This is a genomic window from Paraburkholderia sp. GAS334, assembly GCF_050436625.1.
Lineage (GTDB): Bacteria > Pseudomonadota > Gammaproteobacteria > Burkholderiales > Burkholderiaceae > Paraburkholderia.
The window spans coordinates 1-18,801 of record NZ_JBNDMO010000013.1 but is presented as its reverse complement, the minus strand read 5'-3'; the positions used below and the strand labels follow the sequence as shown (position 1 = coordinate 18,801).

General features: G+C 62.5%; 16 protein-coding genes and 1 pseudogene. 6 read left to right on the top strand and 11 right to left on the bottom strand.

The window, feature by feature from the left end:
- Positions 1-162 precede the first annotated feature (162 nt).
- The gene (locus tag P3T21_RS22730) at positions 163-2,442 is read left to right on the top strand and encodes an NADP-dependent malic enzyme (RefSeq protein ID WP_429258196.1); all 2,280 of its coding nucleotides are present in this window, start codon (positions 163-165) and stop codon (positions 2,440-2,442) included.
- A 126-nt stretch (positions 2,443-2,568) separates the two neighbouring features.
- Here the strand turns inward: P3T21_RS22730 and P3T21_RS22725 are convergent, their stop codons facing one another.
- On the bottom strand, positions 2,569-6,195 hold the full coding sequence (locus P3T21_RS22725) for an indolepyruvate ferredoxin oxidoreductase family protein (protein WP_429258195.1): 3,627 nt from the start codon (positions 6,193-6,195) through the stop codon (positions 2,569-2,571).
- A 354-nt stretch (positions 6,196-6,549) separates the two neighbouring features.
- On the opposite strand from P3T21_RS22725, the gene P3T21_RS22720 reads away from it, so the two are divergent.
- A complete protein-coding gene (locus P3T21_RS22720) occupies positions 6,550-6,744 on the top strand; it encodes a hypothetical protein (protein ID WP_429258194.1) in 195 nt (64 codons plus the stop codon).
- A 146-nt stretch (positions 6,745-6,890) separates the two neighbouring features.
- Here the strand turns inward: P3T21_RS22720 and hppD are convergent, their stop codons facing one another.
- Complete coding sequence (hppD, locus tag P3T21_RS22715) at positions 6,891-7,988, bottom strand: 4-hydroxyphenylpyruvate dioxygenase (RefSeq protein WP_429258193.1); 1,098 nt, start codon at positions 7,986-7,988, stop codon at positions 6,891-6,893.
- 151 nt (positions 7,989-8,139) lie between these two features.
- Here hppD and P3T21_RS22710 point away from each other — a divergent pair, with 151 nt between their 5' ends.
- Entirely contained in the window at positions 8,140-8,661 is a 522-nt protein-coding gene (locus P3T21_RS22710; protein ID WP_429258192.1) for an Lrp/AsnC family transcriptional regulator, read from the top strand.
- Positions 8,662-8,755: 94 nt separating this feature from the next.
- On the opposite strand, the gene P3T21_RS22705 is transcribed toward P3T21_RS22710, so the two are convergent.
- The 8 genes and pseudogenes from P3T21_RS22705 to paaA all read right to left on the bottom strand — a co-directional run bounded on the left by P3T21_RS22705 (position 8,756) and on the right by paaA (position 14,605).
- Positions 8,756-9,424 (bottom strand): GNAT family N-acetyltransferase, encoded by a 669-nt coding sequence (locus P3T21_RS22705; protein WP_429258191.1) that lies wholly within the window; start codon positions 9,422-9,424, stop codon positions 8,756-8,758.
- Positions 9,425-9,656: 232 nt separating this feature from the next.
- Positions 9,657-10,262 (bottom strand): TetR/AcrR family transcriptional regulator, encoded by a 606-nt coding sequence (locus tag P3T21_RS22700; protein ID WP_429258190.1) that lies wholly within the window; start codon positions 10,260-10,262, stop codon positions 9,657-9,659.
- A 20-nt stretch (positions 10,263-10,282) separates the two neighbouring features.
- Positions 10,283-10,579, bottom strand: a pseudogene (locus tag P3T21_RS22695) (DUF3658 domain-containing protein); the annotation flags it as partial.
- A gap of 198 nt (positions 10,580-10,777) precedes the next feature.
- Positions 10,778-11,866, bottom strand: coding sequence for a 1,2-phenylacetyl-CoA epoxidase subunit PaaE (paaE, locus tag P3T21_RS22690; RefSeq protein ID WP_429258189.1), 1,089 nt, complete (start codon positions 11,864-11,866; stop codon positions 10,778-10,780).
- A 1-nt stretch (position 11,867) separates the two neighbouring features.
- Positions 11,868-12,413, bottom strand: coding sequence for a 1,2-phenylacetyl-CoA epoxidase subunit PaaD (paaD, locus tag P3T21_RS22685; protein ID WP_429258188.1), 546 nt, complete (start codon positions 12,411-12,413; stop codon positions 11,868-11,870).
- A gap of 28 nt (positions 12,414-12,441) precedes the next feature.
- Positions 12,442-13,245, bottom strand: coding sequence for a 1,2-phenylacetyl-CoA epoxidase subunit PaaC (paaC, locus tag P3T21_RS22680; RefSeq protein WP_429258187.1), 804 nt, complete (start codon positions 13,243-13,245; stop codon positions 12,442-12,444).
- Positions 13,246-13,253: 8 nt separating this feature from the next.
- Positions 13,254-13,538 carry a 1,2-phenylacetyl-CoA epoxidase subunit PaaB gene (paaB, locus tag P3T21_RS22675; RefSeq protein ID WP_429258353.1) on the bottom strand — a complete coding sequence of 95 codons (285 nt, stop codon included), beginning with the start codon at positions 13,536-13,538 and terminating at the stop codon, positions 13,254-13,256.
- A 68-nt stretch (positions 13,539-13,606) separates the two neighbouring features.
- Positions 13,607-14,605 carry a 1,2-phenylacetyl-CoA epoxidase subunit PaaA gene (gene paaA, locus P3T21_RS22670; RefSeq protein ID WP_429258186.1) on the bottom strand — a complete coding sequence of 333 codons (999 nt, stop codon included), beginning with the start codon at positions 14,603-14,605 and terminating at the stop codon, positions 13,607-13,609.
- A 345-nt stretch (positions 14,606-14,950) separates the two neighbouring features.
- Between paaA and P3T21_RS22665 the strand changes: the two genes are divergently transcribed.
- The 3 genes from P3T21_RS22665 (at position 14,951) to P3T21_RS22655 (ending at position 18,545) form a co-directional block, all read left to right on the top strand.
- Positions 14,951-15,247 (top strand): DUF2628 domain-containing protein, encoded by a 297-nt coding sequence (locus P3T21_RS22665; protein WP_429258185.1) that lies wholly within the window; start codon positions 14,951-14,953, stop codon positions 15,245-15,247.
- Between the two features lie 144 nt (positions 15,248-15,391).
- Positions 15,392-17,014 carry an NAD(P)/FAD-dependent oxidoreductase gene (locus P3T21_RS22660; protein WP_429258184.1) on the top strand — a complete coding sequence of 541 codons (1,623 nt, stop codon included), beginning with the start codon at positions 15,392-15,394 and terminating at the stop codon, positions 17,012-17,014.
- Between the two features lie 262 nt (positions 17,015-17,276).
- The gene (locus P3T21_RS22655; protein ID WP_429258183.1) at positions 17,277-18,545 is read left to right on the top strand and encodes an SGNH/GDSL hydrolase family protein; all 1,269 of its coding nucleotides are present in this window, start codon (positions 17,277-17,279) and stop codon (positions 18,543-18,545) included.
- 53 nt (positions 18,546-18,598) lie between these two features.
- Here the strand turns inward: P3T21_RS22655 and P3T21_RS22650 are convergent.
- Positions 18,599-18,801, bottom strand: a 203-nt coding sequence (locus tag P3T21_RS22650) for a hypothetical protein (protein ID WP_429258182.1), incomplete at its 5' end; no start/stop codon positions are given.

Here is an 18,801-nt window from a genome sequence, read left to right as displayed (position 1 = left end):
CCCGCCAAACGTTCCGCATCGTCTTGCCCAACGCCCAGGTTCGACGCCGCGCCTAACCGGTGCAGGCGAAAACCGCCGCAGTCGATTACCCATTCGATATGCGCAGGCGACGTCCACGATGCAGCGTGTCGGGCCCATTACTAACGTCTCGCAGGCCAGAAAATGGACGAACAACTTAAGCAAAGCGCTCTCGCGTATCACCAGAATCCGAAACCCGGCAAGATTTCGGTCACGCCGACCAAACCGCTGTCGAACCAGCTCGATCTATCGCTCGCGTATTCACCGGGCGTCGCCGCAGCCTGCATGGCGATCTTCGAAGAGCCGCTCGACGCGCAGAAGTACACGTCACGCGGCAACCTCGTCGGCGTGATCACGAACGGCACGGCTGTGCTCGGTCTCGGCAATATCGGACCGCTCGCCGCAAAGCCGGTCATGGAAGGCAAAGGCTGTCTCTTCAAGAAATTCGCCGGCATCGATGTGTTCGACATCGAACTCAGCGAGTCCGATCCGGACAAGCTCGTCGAAGCGATCGCGATGCTCGAACCCACGCTGGGCGGCATCAACCTCGAAGACATCAAGGCGCCGGAGTGCTTCTACATCGAGAAGAAGCTGCGCGAGCGCATGAAGATTCCGGTCTTCCACGACGACCAGCACGGCACCGCGATCATCGCTTCGGCGGCGATCCTGAACGGCCTGAAAGTGGTCGGCAAGAAGCTCGACGAAGTGAAGTTCGTATGTTCGGGCGCGGGCGCTGCGGCCATTGCGTGCCTGGATCTGCTCGTGAACCTCGGGCTGTCGAAGCAGCACGTTCTGGTGGTCGATTCGAAGGGCGTGATCTACGAAGGTCGCGGCAATCTGGATCCGTCGAAGGAACGTTACGCAGCGCATACCGAAGACCGCACGCTGGCCGACGCGATCCGCGGCGCCGACGTGTTCCTCGGCTGCTCGAGCGCGGGCGTGCTGAAGCCGGAAATGGTCAAGGAGATGGGCACGCAGCCGCTGATTCTCGCGCTCGCGAACCCTGACCCGGAAATCCGTCCGGAAGACGCGAAGAAGGTGCGCCCGGACTGCATCATCGCGACGGGCCGTTCGGACTATCCGAACCAGGTCAACAACGTGCTGTGCTTCCCGTTCATCTTCCGTGGCGCGCTGGATGTCGGCGCAACGACCATCACCGAGGAAATGAAGCTCGCTTGCGTGCGCGCGATTGCTGAACTGGCCGAAGAAACCGACCAGGGCGATGAAGTCGCGAAGGCGTACGAAGGCCACTCGCTCGAATTCGGTCCGGAGTATCTGATTCCGAAGCCGTTCGACCCGCGTCTCATCATCAAGATCGCGCCGGCCGTGGCGCAGGCGGCGATGGATTCGGGCGTCGCGACCCGTCCGATCAAGGACATGGACGCGTACCGCGAAGAACTCGGCACGACGGTGTATCGCACGGGCATGGTGATGCGTCCGGTGTTCGCTGCGGCGAAATCGCAGCCGGCGCGCGTTGTGTTCGCGGAAGGTGAAGACGAGCGCGTGCTGCGCGCCGCGCAGTTCGTGCTGCTGGAGAAAATCGCGAGGCCGATCCTGGTGGGACGCCCGGCGGTGATCGACATGCGTCTGAAGAAGATGGGCTCGAAGCTCAAGTGCGGCGAAGACTTCGAGATCGTCAATCCGGAAGACGACCCGCGTTACCAGCAGTGCTGGCAGGCGTATCACGAGATCGGCGCGCGAGAAGGCATCACGCCGGACGTCGCGAAGGCCGCGATGCGCAAGTTCAATACGCTGATCGGCTCGATCCTCGTGCGCCTCGGCGAAGCGGACGGCATGATCTGCGGGATGATCGGCCAGTACCACACGCATCTGAACTTCGTCGAGCAGGTGCTGGGCAAGGCGGAGAACGTGCAGAACTTCGCGGCGATGAACCTGCTGATGCTGCCAGGCCGCAATCTGTTTATCTGCGACACGTACGTGAACGAAACACCCACCGCGGAACAGCTCGCCGACATGACGATGCTGGCGGCGCGCGAGATCGAGAAATTCGGCATCACGCCGAAGGTCGCGTTGCTGTCGAATTCGAATTTCGGCAGCGCGCCGTCTTCGTCGTCCGCGCGGATGGCGGCGGCACGCAAGCTGATCACTGAACGTGCGCCCACGCTCGAAATCGACGGCGAAATGCACGGTGACGCGGCGCTGTCGGAAGCGGTGCGCAAGGCCGCGTTCCCGGGCACCACGCTGAGCGGCGAGGCAAACCTGCTGATCATGCCGAACGTCGAAGCGGCGAATATCGCGTACAACCTGTTGAAGATGGTCGGCGGCGAAGGCGTGACGGTCGGGCCGTTCCTGCTCGGCGCGGAAAAACCGGTGCATATCCTGACGCCGGCGGCGACCGTGCGCCGGATCATCAATATGACGGCGGTGGCTTCGGCGAACGCACGGGTGCGCTCGGGTGGTTGATGTGAGTGAGTGACCGGGATGCGAGGCGCTCGTCGCCCGGTAAAAAAACGGCTGTCCTTCAAGGGCAGCCGTTTTCCGCTTGTCTCACCGCGCGAACACAGAAGATTCGTGCGCGGCGAGGTGCGTTCATGCTGCGTGCTGTGCACCTCCAGCTTCTGATGAGCGCCAGCGAGCCAGCAGATCGTTCCACTTCACGCGCACGCCCTTCAGGTTGTTCTCCTTCACGTGTCCGTAACCGCGGATGCCGTCCGGCAGATTTGCCAGTTCGACAGCCAGCGCGCGCTTCTCAGCGGTCAGGCCGTTGCAAAGCTCACGCACCAGCGCCCCGTACTCACCGATCAGTTCACGTTCCGTGCGACGTTCCTCCGTCTTGCCAAACGGATCGAGCGCCGTGCCGCGCAGGAACTTCATTTTCGCGAGTACGTGCATCGCCTTGAACACCCACGGGCCGTACTTCTTCTTGATGAGATGGCCGTGTGCGTCCTTCTTCGAGAACGCCGGCGGCGCGAGGTACAGATTCAGCTTCCAGTCGCCTTCGAAACTCGCCTTCAGCTTTTCGACGAACGCCGGATCGGCATACAACCGCGCGACTTCGTATTCGTCCTTGTACGCCATCAGCTTGTGCAGGTTCTTCGCGACCGCTTCGGTCAGCGGGAACTGACCGTCGCCGGTATCGAGCGATGCTTCCACTGCGCGCACGTCCGCCACCAGCTTCCGGTAACGCGTCGCGTACGCATCGTTTTGATACGCGGAGAGGTAAGTCGCGCGCCTGTCGATCAGCGTATCGAGCGCCTTCGGTGTGTAGAGCGTGATGATCTTGCCGCCCGTCGCCGGTTCGTCTGTCGCGCCTGCACTCGTGCCTGCCTCGCCTCGAGCCTGCGACTTCACCAGCTTGCGCACGCCAGCCAGATCATGCGCCGCGCGACGACCCCATTCGAATGCCGACAGATTCTTCTCGACCTGCACCGCGTTCAGCTCGATCGCGCGTTTCAGCGACTGATGCGTCAACGGCACCCAGCCGCGCTGCCACGCGTAACCCAGCACGAACGGATTCGTATAGATCGCATCGCCCAGCAACGCGACCGCGAAGTGATTCGCATCGACGGCGTCGACACCGTCGTCGCCCGCTGCCGCGCGTACGTCAGCTTCCGAGCTTGTACCCGGGAAACGCCAGTTCGGGTTCTTGATGAACTCGGCGGTTGGCGTCGCGGCGCTGTTCAACACGACGCGCGTCTGGCCTTCCTGCATCCGCGACATGCATTCGTCGCTCGCCGTGACGATCGCGTCGCAACCGATCACGAGGCTCGCTTCGCCCATAGCGATGCGTGTCGCGTGGATGTCGGCCGGGTTGTTCGCGATCTGGACGTGGCTCATCACGGCGCCGCCCTTCTGCGCGAGGCCGGTGACGTCGAGCACCGTCACGCCCTTGTTTTCCAGATGCGCGGCCATGCCGAGCAGCGCGCCGATCGTCACGACGCCCGTGCCGCCGACGCCCGTCACCAGCACGCCATACGGCTTTCCGATCGCGGGGACATCAGGCTCCGGCACCGGCGGCATCGCGTCTTTGTCCATGCCGGAGGCTGCCTTCGGCTTGCGCAACTGCCCACCTTCCACCGAGACAAAGCTCGGGCAGAAGCCGTTCAGACACGAGAAGTCCTTGTTGCAGGTCGACTGGTTGATCTGGCGCTTCGTGCCGTATTCGGTTTCCAGCGGTTCGACCGACAGACAGTTCGACTTCACCGAGCAGTCGCCGCAGCCTTCGCACACGGCCTCGTTGATCACGACACGTTTCGCCGGATCAGGATATGTGCCGCGTTTCCGGCGGCGACGCTTTTCAGTGGCGCACGTCTGGTCGTAGATCAGGATCGACGTGCCCGAGATTTCGCGCAGTTCGCGCTGCACTTCGTCGAGCTGGTCGCGGTGGTGAATCGTGACGCCAGGCGCGAGCTGTTGTTTCGCGCCGTCATACTTTTCCGGCTCGTCGGTGACGATGACGATTTTCGTCGCGCCTTCGGCCGCGAGTTGATGCGTGATCTGCGGCACGGTCAGCACGCCGTCGACTGGCTGGCCGCCGGTCATTGCGACCGCATCGTTATAAAGAATCTTGTAGGTGATGTTCGCCTTCGACGCGATCGCCGCGCGAATCGCGAGCAGCCCGGAGTGGAAGTACGTGCCGTCGCCGAGATTCGCGAATACGTGCTTGTCGTTCGTGAACGGCGCCTGGCCGACCCATGCGACGCCTTCGCCGCCCATCTGGCTGAACGTGCTCGTGCTGCGGTCCATCCAGACGGTCATGTAGTGGCAGCCGATGCCGGCCATCGCGCGCGAGCCTTCCGGCACGTTCGTCGACGTGTTGTGCGGGCAGCCCGAGCAGAACCACGGCTTGCGCTCCACTTCGACGCGCGGCTTCGCCAGCGCGCGTTCCTTCGCTTCGATCACGGCGATGCGCATCGCAATACGGGCGCGGACGTCGGACGGCAGGTCGAACTTGTCGAGCCGCGTCGCGATCGCCTTCGCGATGATTGCTGGCGACAGCTCATAGTGCGCGGGCAGCAGCCAGTTGCCCATCGGCACCGACCATTCGCCGCCGGCGCCGTCCTTCTCGTCGAACTTGCCGTACACGCGCGGACGCTGCGCGTCCGGCCAGTTGTACAGTTCTTCCTTGATCGCGTATTCGAGGATCTGCCGCTTTTCCTCGACCACCAGAATTTCTTCGAGGCCGCGCGCGAACGAATGTGCGCCTTGCGCTTCGAGTGGCCACACGCAGCCGACCTTGTACAGACGGATACCGATGCGCGAACAGGTTTCGTCGTCGAGACCGAGATCGGTCAGCGCCTGACGCACGTCGAGATACGCCTTGCCGCCGGTGATGATGCCGAAGCGCGCCTGCTGCGAATCGATCTCGATGCGATCCAGTTTGTTCGCACGTACGTAGGCGAGGGCGGCGTACCACTTGTAGTCGAGCAGACGTGCTTCCTGCACGAGCGGCGGATCCGGCCAGCGGATGTTCAGGCCACCGTCGGGCATCACGAAGTCGGTCGGCAGCACGATCTGTGTGCGGTGCGGATCGATATCGACTGAAGCAGACGACTCGACCACATCGGTCACGCACTTAAGCGCAACCCACAGACCGGAGTAGCGGCTCATTGCCCAGCCGTGCAGGCCGAAGTCGAGATATTCCTGCACATTCGACGGAAACAGCACCGGAATGCCGCACGCCTTGAAGATGTGTTCGGACTGGTGCGCGAGCGTCGAGGATTTCGCGGCGTGATCGTCGCCGGCGAGTACAAGTACGCCGCCATGTGGCGACGAGCCGGCGGAGTTCGCGTGCTTGAAGACGTCGCTGGTGCGGTCGACGCCCGGGCCCTTGCCGTACCACATCGAAAATACGCCATCGTATTTCGCGCTCGGGTACAGGTTGACCTGCTGTGAACCCCAGACGGCGGTGGCGGCCAGGTCTTCATTGACGCCCGGCTGGAACACGATCTGGTGCGCGGCGAGATGCTGCTTCGCCTTCCACAACGACAGGTCGAGTCCGCCCAGCGGAGAGCCGCGATAACCGGAGATAAAGCCGGCGGTATTGAGCCCGGCGGCCTTGTCACGTTCCTGCTGCAGCATCGGCAGACGGACCAGCGCCTGGATGCCGCTCATGTACGCGCGGCCGCGTTCGAGCGTGTACTTGTCGTCGAGCGTGACGGAAGATAGCGCGGCTTCGAGTCTGGCTCGTTGTCCGGCGTCTAGCGGGGCATTCATTATGTGTACTCCTCCACCCAGTTTGGGATCACCAAAACTTCTGCGCCTCCGCATCTTGTGAATGCTTCAGCCAGGGTCGCCATATTGACGGCTTTTTTGCGATGGTAGCACTGGTACAAACCCGCCGCAGATAGGCCAGATGGCCATGCTGGCGGTCGGTTGCGCGGTGAATGTGACACCTGTGTGAGCACGTTCGTAACGTTTGATCTCGTGCTGTAACAGGCTGTAAAAGCTGCCCGATTCGCTGGAACCGGGCAGCCGATGCGTGTCTAATAGCCCACTTGTTCAATGTTTGACACGCTCTGCATACGCTTGAGCTTGAGGACGGACAGGCAGTCAGAAAAAGGAGTACGCATGATTTCACGCAACATTCAGACCTTTATGATGCTCTCCGCAGCATTCTTTGCCATGAGCGCGCCGGCTCGCCCGAACAGCGCCAGCACACTGGCAACCGCGGTCGGTCGCACCGCCATGGTTGCATCCGCGTCCCGCGAAGCAGATCAGCCTCAAGCGTCCGGCCAGGCCGGACAGTTCGACCGGCGGTTCTGACCGCTCAGGCCGCTGACGCGGCGCGCGACATCTATCCAGTTCCTGCTGTCGCCTCCATACGGCGGTAGCGCAAACGAAAGAAGGGCGAGGATCCACCTCAGGATCCTCGCCCTTTTTGTTTCGCAGCCTTCTTCGGACGCTGGCGATCAAGCCTTGTCCTGCACCACGCCACGGCGAATCTGATCGAGTTCGATTGATTCGAACAGCGCCTTGAAGTTGCCTTCACCGAAGCCCTGATTGCCCTTGCGCTGGATGATCTCGAAGAAGATCGGCCCGATCTGGTTCTCCGTGAAGATCTGCAGCAGCAGATCTTCTGGTGCACCGTCGATCAGAATCTTGCGCTTGCGCAGTTCGTCGAGCGGCTCGCCGTGATTAGGAACGCGGCGATCGACGAGTTCGTAATATGTGTCGATCGTATCGAGCAGCGCGATCTTCGCGTCGCGCAGGCCGTCGACCGTCGTGTAGATGTCGGCGCTGCCGAGCGCAATGTGCTGGATGCCTTCGCCATGATATGCGTCGAGGTATTCCTGAATCTGGCCGGCCGTTTCCGAGCCTTCCTCGTTGATCGGAATACGGATCTTCCCGCATGGCGAGGTCATCGCCTTCGACTTCACGCCGGTCACCTTGCCTTCGATATCGAAGTAACGCACTTCGCGGAAGTTGAAGAGCCGCTCGTAGAACTCCGCCCATTCCTGCATGCGACCGCGATGCACGTTGTGAGTCAGGTGATCGATGTACGTGAGACCGTGGCCCACCGGGTTCGGGTTCGCGCCTTCAATCGGCACGAAGTCGACGTCATAGATACTGATGTCGCCGATGCTGTGCGGTTCGGCGCCATTCTTGCCGCGCCAGCGGTCGACGAAATAGATCAGCGAGTCGCCGATACCCTTGATGGCCGGAATGTTGAGTTCCATCGGGCCGGTCTTGTTGTCGAAACCCCAGGCGCCGCGTTCGAGCGCGTGCTGGTACGCCTTCGCTGCGTCCTGCACGCGAAACGCGATTGCGCAGATCGACGGGCCATGCAGACGCGCGAAGCGCTGAGCGAACGAATCCGGCTCGGCATTGACGATGAAGTTGATGTCACCTTGACGATACAGCGTCACGTCCTTGTGACGATGCCGCGCGATGGCGGTGAAGCCCATCTGCTCGAACAGCTTGCCGAGTGCCTTCGTGTCCGGCGCGGTGTATTCGATGAATTCGAAGCCGTCGGTGCCGACGGGGTTCTCCCAGGTTGGAACCTGCATGTCTGTCTCCTGAATCGCGGGGAAGCGCGTTTTCCATGAACGAATGAGAGTCAGTGTATCGGCGTGAGGGCGACGAAAACTTGCGAACTTAATCGCTGGTCGATACGCTGACGCCATTTATTGCCTCATCAGACCGAGCGGGCGGCAGAAAATGGCTAAATTCGAGATGGATGCGATCGACCGGCGAATACTCGCGATCCTGCAGGAGAATGGCCGGCTGTCGAACCAGGAAATCGCGGAGCGGGTGAACCTGTCGCCGAGCCCATGCCTGAGGCGGATCCGGCGTCTGGAGGAAAGCGGCGTGATCCGCGGCTACGTCGCGTTGCTCGACGCGCAGCAACTTGGGCTCGATCTGCTGGCGTACGTCAACGTGCGGCTGGAAAAGCGCGGCAGTCCGCTGCCGGGCGCGCGCGGTGAAAGCACAACGACGGCGCGCCCCGGCGCGACGCACGCCGACCTGTTCCGCGCGGCGGTGCAGACCTGGCCGGAAGTCGTGGCGTGTCACGCGATGACGGGCGAAATGGATTACCTGCTGCGCGTGCAGGTCGAAGACATGGCCCATTTCTCGCGTTTTGTGCAGGACCAGCTGCTGCGCCATCCGTCGGTGATCGACGTGAAGTCGAGTTTTTCGCTCGAGAAGTTCAAGGAGACGACGGCGCTGCCGATTCGTTGAACGTGCGGGCACCACCCCGGCACGCATCCGGCGCGCATGCAAAAAGAGCGTCCCTAAGGGACGCCCTCTCGATGCTTGCCTTTACGACGCGGGATTACGCAGCCGCGGCATCCGGCATGAACGATTCAAAAATCTTCGAAGCGTTACGAGCCTGACGCTTGATCGCGTAATCGAAGACCGCAGCCTGTTCCTGCAGCATCTCAGTGATGATGCTCGACTGGTCGGCGGGCCTGAGCGTCAGATACGCGTCGGCTTCGCCGTATGCGTATTCGATCTTCATGCCGGACTTCTTCGCGATGTGCATCATCGTTGAATTGCGCGACAGGCAGTGCATGTAGAGCATCGTGACGTGCGTGTTGCGGCTGCGGATCGCGGCGCGTTCGAACAGCTTCGTGCCGATGCCTTCGCCGCGCGCGCTTTCCAGCACCGACACGCCGAATTCGGCCGTGCGCCTGTCGCCTTCAGCAGGCAGATAGGCCAGGTGGCCGACGCCGGTCAGCTGGAGCTGTGCGTCGAACACACCGAAAACGGTATCGCGCTTGAAGTCGATCGTGCGGACGTAGTTTTCGATGACATGATCCGGCACGATCTGACCGAAGCGCAGCAGGCGATCGTCCGCGTCAAGCGCGAGAAAGTGCGCGAGCAGCTTTTCGCGATCGATCACGGTGAGTTCCCGAACCAGAGCTGGGGCGCGGCCGGTCATCTGCAGCGGACGATCGGATGTCACGATCGGCTCGTTGGCGCGCGTAGTGGTCTGGGTCATGGTGGTTCTCCTTTTCGTGTGGCGGCATTGATGCGCCGCAAAACGAATTCTAGCGGAAACGCCTGTCCGTCACTAGGGAAAACCCGTATCTGGATTCGAGGAGTCGTTCTATATGAACGCCTGTCTCTGTTTATATATTTGATTTATAAGTGTATTTTTGTGTGGCGACAAACGGACAATGAAGTGCCCCTTTTTATGAGGCGCCTAGGTCTTCATGGTGCAGCGCGAAAAATCACTCGCTCGCGCGCAATCCATGGTCGATCACGCTGACCACCTGTTCCGCGAATTCTGGATACCCCATCCGGCCGTCCGGCTTGAGCCACGTGAAGGTCCAGTTGATCATGCCAAACACCATCATCGTGAGCGCCGTCTGGTTTTCGCGGGTCGCTCGCTCCGGATAGGCGCGCGACAACTGTCGCGCGAACGCTGCGACCACATCGCGCTGACGGTTCAGGATGATCTCGCGCTGCGCATCGACCAGATATTTGACGTCATTCAGCAGCGCGACGTGCCGGCTGTGCGACGTCTCGTATTCAGCGAGAAACGCGCGGATCAGTTCGGCGAACGTCTCGCGCTCGCTCAGGCCGCGTCGCTGGCTCGCGCCTTCGACTTCCGCGATGATCAGCATCAGCCGCTTCGTGTACCGGTCGAGCAGATCGAACAGGATCGCTTCCTTGCTCTCGTAGTAATGGTACAGGCGCGCTTTCGACGTGCCGCTCGCGGCGGCAAGGTCGGCCATCGAAGTGCTCGGGTAACTTGTCTGCGCGAACTTTCCAGCGGCCAGTTCGAGGATCTGGTCGCGTTGCGTGTCGTGGTCTGGGGCTCGGGTGCGGGCCATGGTCTCGTGTTTGTTATTAGTTAGACGGTGGAAAGAGTAGCAGGACGGGATGTCCGGATGAGGCAAAGTTCGAGCGTACGCCACGCTGTCGCATCGCCGCGCAGTTGCACACGGCCGGCCGCGGCCAGTTCACGGAAGCGCCACAGCGCAATCCGGTCGCTGACCAGGAAGCCCATGTCGGCCGTCATCAGTTCCGCAGCGATTCGAGAGGCGGGTTGCCAGCCTTCGCTGGCGTGTTCGAGGATGACGGCGTCCAGTTCGGCGAACGTGCCGCTCGCGAATGTGTTGTCACGCCATCGACGCGTCTCGCCGTTTGTGAAGTGGATCGTGCTCATCGGCAAGGCGTGGGCGGCTCGGTGTGTCGGCGTAAGGGAAGACGAAAATCGGCGAAAAAGGGGCCGCTCGCCGATCGGGAACGCGTCCTGATCGCGAGCGGCCCCTAGTGTAAGCGGATCGCGAATGCGCCGAAAGCGTCCGACTTCGATGTCGGCCGGTGGTAGCTGGCGAAAGACCGTCTACCGCTCGTCGTAACTGACGACCACCCGGTCGCTCACCGGATGACACTGGCACGTGAGCACGAAACCGTCGTCGATCTCGTGTTGTTCGAGCGTGTAGTTCTTTTCCATCTTCACTTCGCCTTCGAGCACCTTCGCCCGGCACGTGCAGCAGACGCCGCCCTTGCACGCGTACGGCAGCGCAAGCCCGGCGCGCAGGCCGACATCGAGCACGCTCACGCCCTGATACGGCAGACGCAGCTTGCGCCGCTTCCCGTCGAGCACGATCTCGAGGTCGGCGGCGGGTGTGTCTTCGGTGATTTCGACCGGTGGCACGCCCGCCTGCGGCAGCGGCGAGCCAAAGCGCTCGACGTGCACGTTCGCCGCCGGCACGCCCGCAGCCTTCAAGGCAGCTTCAGCGGCGTCCATCATCGGGCCGGGGCCGCAGATGAACGCCTCGTCAATTGCGTCTGCCGGCACCAGCGTCTCGAGAAACGCCGCGCACTTTTGCTGATCGAGCACGCCGTTGAACAGCTCGACGTCCTGCAGATCGTCCGACAGCACGTGATACAGGATGAACCGGTTCATGAAGCGGTTCTTCAGATCTTCGAGTTCCTCGGCGAACATGATCTGATCGACGCTGCGGTTGCCGTACACCAGCGTGAACGTGCTGCGCGGCTCGACTTCGAGCGTTGTCTTGATGATCGCGAGCACCGGCGTGATACCCGAGCCGCCTGAAAACGCGACGTATTGCTGGCCCTGATCCGCGTTCAGGTGGGTGAAGAAGCGGCCGTCGGGCGTCATGACGTCGATCGTGTGGCCGGGTTGCAGCGTGTCGAACGCGAAGTTCGAGAACCGGCCGCCGCGCACGCGCTTGATGCCAATGCGCAGTTCGCCGTCGCGATCATAATCGGTCACGCCGACGCAGATCGAATATGAGCGGCGCGTTTCCTCACCGTCGATATGCGTTTTCAGCGTGACAAACTGGCCCTGCGTGAAGCGGAACTGCTCGCGCAGATCGACAGGGACTTCGAAGGCGACGGAAACCGCGTCGGCGGTTTCGGGCCGCACTTCCCGGATGCGCAGCGAATGAAATTGCGGGGTGGCCATATCAGTACGGTTTGAAGTAGTCGAAGGGTTCGCGGCAGTCGATGCAGCGGTACAGGGCCTTGCAGGCCGTCGAGCCGAACTGCGCGAGGCGTTCCGTGTGCGCGGAGCCGCAGCGCGGGCACGCAGGCGCGGCAAGCGGCTTCGGCACGAAGCGGAGCACTTTCTCGCGCGGCGCGGCTGCGGCTTCGCCGCCGCAATTACCGGTCGGCGGCGCGATGCCGTAGGCGCGCAGCTTTTCACGGGCGCCGGCGGTTATCCAGTCGGTGGTCCAGGCCGGCGCGAGCACGGTCGCAATCCGGTGCGGCGTGAGTCCCGCAGCATCCAGAGCAAGACCGACGTCCCCGGCAATCTGCGACATCGCGGGGCAACCCGAGTAGGTCGGCGTGATGACGACTTCGAGCACGCCGTCGGCCGCGTGGCGCACGTCGCGCAGAATGCCCAGCTCGCGGATCGAGACGACCGGAATTTCCGGATCGGGGACGGCTTCGAGCACGGCCCACGCGTGTTCCAGCGTGGCGTCGGGGCGGGCGGCGAGTGTCGCGGTCATCGGCTTGCTCCGTTTAGCTTGTCGAGGATTACCAGGTCGCGCCTGGATGCTGGCGCGCGATGCTCTGCATTTCGGCCAGCACGTAACCCATGTGCTCGGAATGCTCGCCATGCTTGCCGGTCGTGATGTGTTTCACCGGTTCGGGCAGGGTGAGCGTGGCTTCATCGAGCGCTTCGCGGACGTCTTCGAGCCACGCCACTTCGAGATCGGCCGTCTTCGGGCCGATGCCTGCGGCAGCGATCGCATTTTCGACGTCGTCCGCGCTGAAAAATTCGCGGGTGTACGGCAGCAGGTAGTCGAGCGCGTTCTGTGCGCGGCGATGCGATTCGTCGGTGCCGTCGCCGAAGCGGATCAGCCATTCGCGTGCGTGATGCATGTGATATCGCGTTTCCTTGATTGACTTCGCGGCGATCGCAGCGAGCTGTTCGTCCGTCGACGCGGTGAGCGCTGTCCAGAGATGCGCCATCAGCGAAGCAAACAGGAAATTGCGCACGATCGTGACCGCGTAATCCTTTTCCGCGTGGGCGGTGCCGGAGAGTGGCCCATAGTGTGGCAACTCGGCGAGCGTGTAGTTCGCAAACTCGCGTTCGGCACGGAAGTACGCGTAGTCGTCTTCGGTGCGCGCGTTGCCGGTGAGCGTCTTTTCCAGTTCGGCGGCGTGCTGGTACAGCAGGCGCGCCTGGCCGATCAGGTCGAGGCTCATGTTGGCAAGCGCGATGTCTTCTTCGAGAATCGGGCCGTGTCCGGTCCACTCGGCGTTGCGCTGACCAAGGATCAGCGCGGTGTCCGCGAGGCGCAGCACGTACTGGAGGTGTTGGGGTGTAGTGGACATGACCGCGCTTACATGTGGTTGACTTCGTCGGGGAGCGTGAAGAACGTCGGGTGGCGATAGATCTTGTCGCCAGCCGGATCGAACAGCTCCGCCTTGTCTTCCGGCGCGGACGCCGTAATTGCCGACGACGGCACCACCCAGATGCTCACGCCTTCCTGGCGGCGCGTGTAGACGTCGCGCGCCATGCGCAGCGCCATTGATGCGTCCGACGCGTGCAGACTGCCGCAATGCTTGTGGTCGAGTCCCTGCTTGCTGCGCACGAACACTTCCCAGATGGGCCATTCCCTGTTCACTGACTTGTCCATTGTCGATCTCCTGAATCTTTGTCCGTTCGATGCAGATGCCGATGCACGGGCCGCGCTCAGGCGGCGTGCGGCCGGGCGCGCTGGCGCTGTTTTTCGGCGTGGGCGAGGGCGGCTTCGCGCACCCACGCGCCATCGTTATGTGCTTTCACGCGGGTGGCGAGCCGCTCCTTGTTGCACGGGCCGTCGCCGTTGACGACGCGCCAGAATTCGTCCCAGTCGATCGTGCCGTAGTCGTAGTGGCCGCGTTCCTCGTTCCATTTCAGGTCTGCGTCCGGCAGCGTGACGCCGAGCAGCTTCGCCTGGTCGACGGTGGCGTCGACGAATTTCTGACGCAGGTCGTCGTTCGAAATGCGCTTGATGCCCCACTTGAACGACTGGCCGCTGTGGATGGAATCCTTATCGCTCGGGCCGAACATCATCAGCACCGGCCACCACCAGCGGTTCACCGCCTGCTGGACGAGTTCGCGCTGCGCTTCGGTGCCCTTCATCATCGACAGCAGTGCGTCGAAACCCTGGCGCTGATGAAACGACTCTTCCTTGCAGATGCGGATCATCGCGCGGGCGTACGGGCCATATGTGCAGCGGCACAGCGGAATCTGGTTCATGATCGCCGCACCGTCGACCAGCCAGCCGATTACGCCGACATCCGCCCACGTGGGCGTCGGATAGTTGAAAATGCTCGAATATTTCGCCTTGCCGCTGTGCAGCGCGTCGACCAGCTGGTCGCGCGAGACGCCCATTGTTTCGGCAGCGCTATATAGATAGAGGCCGTGGCCGGCTTCGTCCTGCACCTTGGCCAGCAGAATGGCCTTGCGCTTCAGGCTCGGCGCGCGCGTGATCCAGTTGCCTTCGGGCAGCATGCCGACGATCTCCGAATGCGCGTGCTGCGAGATCTGGCGCACGAGCGTCTTGCGGTACGCGTCGGGCATCCAGTCCTGCGCCTCGATCTTGCCGTCGGCTTCCATCACGACGTCGAAGCGGGCTTGCTCGGGCGAACTGGCGGCGGCGTCGATCGGCGCGACGTTGCCGGGAATATCGAGGGATTGCGTGTACATGGTCTTAACGCTCTCGTCCGGAGTTGGGCATGATCGGCAGTATAAACCAACCGACCGGTCGGTTAATGATTTTTTTAAGATTGATTTTGGGGTAGTGTCGGTTGCCACCCAGTTCGAGTGGGTTGGCAGCAAGGTCGAGCGGGGCGTAGTCGGGCTGATTTCGGCAGCCACTTTCGCTTGTGGCTGACATCCGCAGGCGCAGTTCACCAGAGCCGTACGCCAATGCACGCGAAGGTCAATAGCGGCTCATCGTTTCGCCGTTAGGTGGCGACCGACAGGTAGTTTCGGGAATCCGCAGACCGCTGCAGCGGCGGCGTCGTTTAACCCCAGCATAGAAAAGACGAGATGGCAGAGCGAATCTATATGCAGCACCGAAGCACGGACGAAACGGTCGCCGTCGCCACGGGATTCAGCTGGCCGGCATGCCTGCTCGGTCCGTTTTGGGCCTTGATGAGACGGCTATGGCTCGTCGCGCTGCTGATGCTGGCCGTTGACCTGCTGCTTACGGTTATTGGACTCGCAGGCATGACGGCCGACCTGATCAGCCTTGTTCTGTCGGTGGCGTTCGCCGTTTACTGTGGCGTGAACGGCAACAAATGGCATCGCCAGGCGCTTGAGCGCAAGGGGTTTGTCGTCTTGTGACGACACGCGTGGGAATGGCGAAAGCCAGGGCCGACGCGACGCGCGGCCAGCCGCCCGTTCCCCGGTTCTCGCCCCGCGTCACGGCATAACCTATAAAATTACGGATTGGCCGCGATTCCGCGGCTTCCCGCATTCCCGGTTCCCATGCTACGTCTCAGCGAAATCAAACTCCCGCTCGATCACGCCGAAAGCGATCTCGACGCCGCCGTGCTCACGCGTCTCGCCGATCTCGGCGTCAAGAAGGACGGACTCGTCCGCTACACCGTATTTCGCCGCGCCCATGACGCCCGCAAGCGCAGCGATATCAAGCTGACGTATATCGTCGACGTCGAAGTGAAGGACGAAGCAGCGGCGGTAAGCCGTCTCGCCGGTCAGCCGCATTGCGGCGTGACGCCGGACATGTCGTATCACTTTGTCGCGAAAGCGCCCGCAGGCGGTACTGCGCTGCGCCCGGTCGTTATCGGAATGGGGCCGTGCGGTCTGTTCGCCGGACTGATCCTCGCGCAGATGGGTTTTCGCCCGATCATTCTTGAGCGAGGCAAGGCCGTGCGCGAGCGCACCAAGGACACCTTCGGCCTGTGGCGCAAGAGTGTGCTGAATCCGGAGTCGAACGTTCAGTTCGGAGAAGGTGGGGCCGGTACATTCTCCGACGGCAAGCTGTACAGCCAGATCAAGGATCCGAAGCATTACGGCCGCAAGGTACTCGACGAGTTCGTCAAGGCAGGCGCGCCGGAAGACATCCTCTATCTGAGCAGGCCGCATATCGGCACGTTCCGCCTCGTCAGCATGGTGGAAAAAATGCGCGCGTCGATTCACGAACTCGGCGGCGAGGTGCGCTTCGAGACGCGCGTCGACGACATCGAGATCGATCAGGGCAAGGTGCGCGCACTGGTGCTGTCGAACGGCGAAACGTTGCGCTGTGATCACGTGGTCCTCGCCGTCGGCCATAGCGCCCGCGATACGTTCCAGATGCTGCACGATCGCGGCGTTTATATCGAAGCGAAGCCGTTTTCGCTGGGTTTCCGGATCGAGCATCCGCAAGGCCTGATCGACCGGAGCCGTTTCGGTAAATTTGCCGGACACAAGGAACTTGGCGCGGCGGATTACAAGGTGGTCCATCACGCGGGCAACGGACGGGCGGTGTACAGCTTCTGCATGTGTCCCGGGGGTACGGTGGTTGCGGCGACCTCCGAGCCGGGGCGTGTCGTGACGAACGGCATGAGCCAGTACTCGCGCGCCGAACGCAACGCGAACGCGGGGATTGTCGTCGGCATTACGCCGGACGATTACCCGGGCGGCCCGCTCGCAGGCATTGCCTTCCAGCGCAAGTGGGAGGAGCGGGCGTTCGAACTCGGGGGCAGCAACTACTGCGCGCCGGGTCAGCTGGTCGGCGATTTCATCGCGGGGCGGCCATCGACGTCGCTCGGCTCCGTCGTGCCCTCGTACAAGCCGGGCGTGCATCCGACCGATCTGAGCACGGCGCTGCCCGACTACGTCATCGAAGCCATCCGCGAAGCGCTCCCGCAGCTCGACAAAAAGATCGCCGGTTTCGCGATGCACGACGCAGTGCTGACTGGCGTCGAGACGCGTACGTCGTCGCCGATCCGCGTGCGACGCAAGGACGACTATCAAAGCATCAATATTGAGGGCCTGTACCCGGCGGGAGAGGGCGCAGGGTACGCGGGTGGCATCTATTCCGCCGCCATCGACGGCATCGAAGTGGCAGAGGCGCTGGCGTTGAACATGGTGTCGACGCAAACGGCGTAATCGCGGTCAGGCGCGCGGGCGCTGAGGTTTTTCAGCCTGGCGCGTGGCCAGCAGCGCCGCTGGGCGTGTGGGTCGACGCCGTGCCGCTGATGACCCGGCATGGTTGCCTTGTGCGCAATACCAGAACCACCAGCGATGCCAGGCGTGCCGTCCGCGCTGGAACGCGCGCTGTGGCGTCAATCCCGCGAGATCATCGGATCCGGGCGTCGTAACGTCTCGATCGTGCACAATGGCGCCTTGTTCCAACCGACCGATCATCCGAATGAGCCCTCGTACGCTGGCCGCTGTTTGCGGTGTAGTTCTGCTCTCACAGCTTTCAGCCCCTTCTGCCGTGTTCGCTGCAGACGTCCCCGATCACTGGACCATCGCATGGGCGACCGCGCTCCAGCCGATCCCCCAGCGAGCCGACCTGCCGCCGCTGTATCGCGCGCCTGATATTGCGGGTCGCACGGTGCGCCAGATCATTTATCCGACGTTGTCAGGAAAGGCTGTCCGGCTGCACGTGAGCAATAAATACGGCATCGCGCCCCTTGTCATTGACGATCTCCGCCTCGCCCGCTCGGCCGGCGGCGCGGCCGCGCAAAGTAGCGACGAAGTTCGGGTGACGTTCGGCGGGAAAAACTCGGTGTCTGTGCCGGCCGGCGGCGCGGTCGAGAGTGATCCAGCTGCCATCAGTATCGCCAGTGACGAACCGTACGTTGTCAGTTCGTTTATGGGGCCGGGGCAGCGTCTCGTCGCGTGGCATCGCGTCTCGAGCCAGGTCAGCTACGTTTCGGCGCCCGGCAACCACGCGGGCGACGCGACAGGTGACGCTTTCCGCCAGCGGTTCACGCAATTCGCGTGGGTGACCGGACTGTCGGTCGACGCCCCGGCGTCCGGCGCGATCGCTGCCATCGGCGATTCCATCACCGACGGCATGCGTTCGAGCCTCAACCAGAACCGCCGCTGGCCCGATGCATTGGCGCGCCGGTTCGCCCGCGAGGGCGACCGGTCGACAGCCGTCGTGAACCTGGGCATCAGCGGGAACCGTCTTTTAAGCGACTCGCCATGTTACGGCGACGCACTCGTCAAACGTTTCGACCGGGACGTGCTCGAACGGCCGGGTGTGAAAGCCGCGATCCTCTTGATCGGCATCAACGACATTAATTTCGCCGGAATGCCGCCGCGCACCGGCCTCGACTGCGATTTCCCGCACACACAGGTGACGGCGAGCGACCTGATCGGCGGCTTCCAGCGCGTCATTGCTGCTGCGCATCGCCGCGGCATCCGCATTTTCGGCGCCACACTGACGCCGGCATCACTGCCGCCGCAGCGGGAAGCGATCCGCACGACGGTGAACCAGTGGATCCGGACGAGCCACGCGTTCGACGGCGTGATCGACTTTGACGCAGCGTTGCGGGATCCCGCGCAGCCAGATCGTCTGCAACGAACCTACGACAGTGGCGACCGCATCCATCCCAGCGATGCGGGATATGCCGCCATGGCTGATGCAGTTCCGCTCGACGCGGTAGCGAATTCGGCCTGGAAATGAGTCGCGGAAAAAGATTTGCGTCATCCCCTTGTCATACGGCCGATGTTCGCCTACTATTCGCCTCCTCGTTTGCGAACGAGCGCCGCTGCAGAAACCAGCGGCCGTAGCGTCAACAAGGTTTTAAGCGAAAGCAAAAAATAATGTTGACGAAACGAAAAAGATTCTTCATAATCTCGTTTCTCTGCTGCTGATGCAGCGACGCAGAACGAAGCGGTGCCGGAGTGGTTGCGAAGTGACGCAGCGCGGTGCGGTTTCG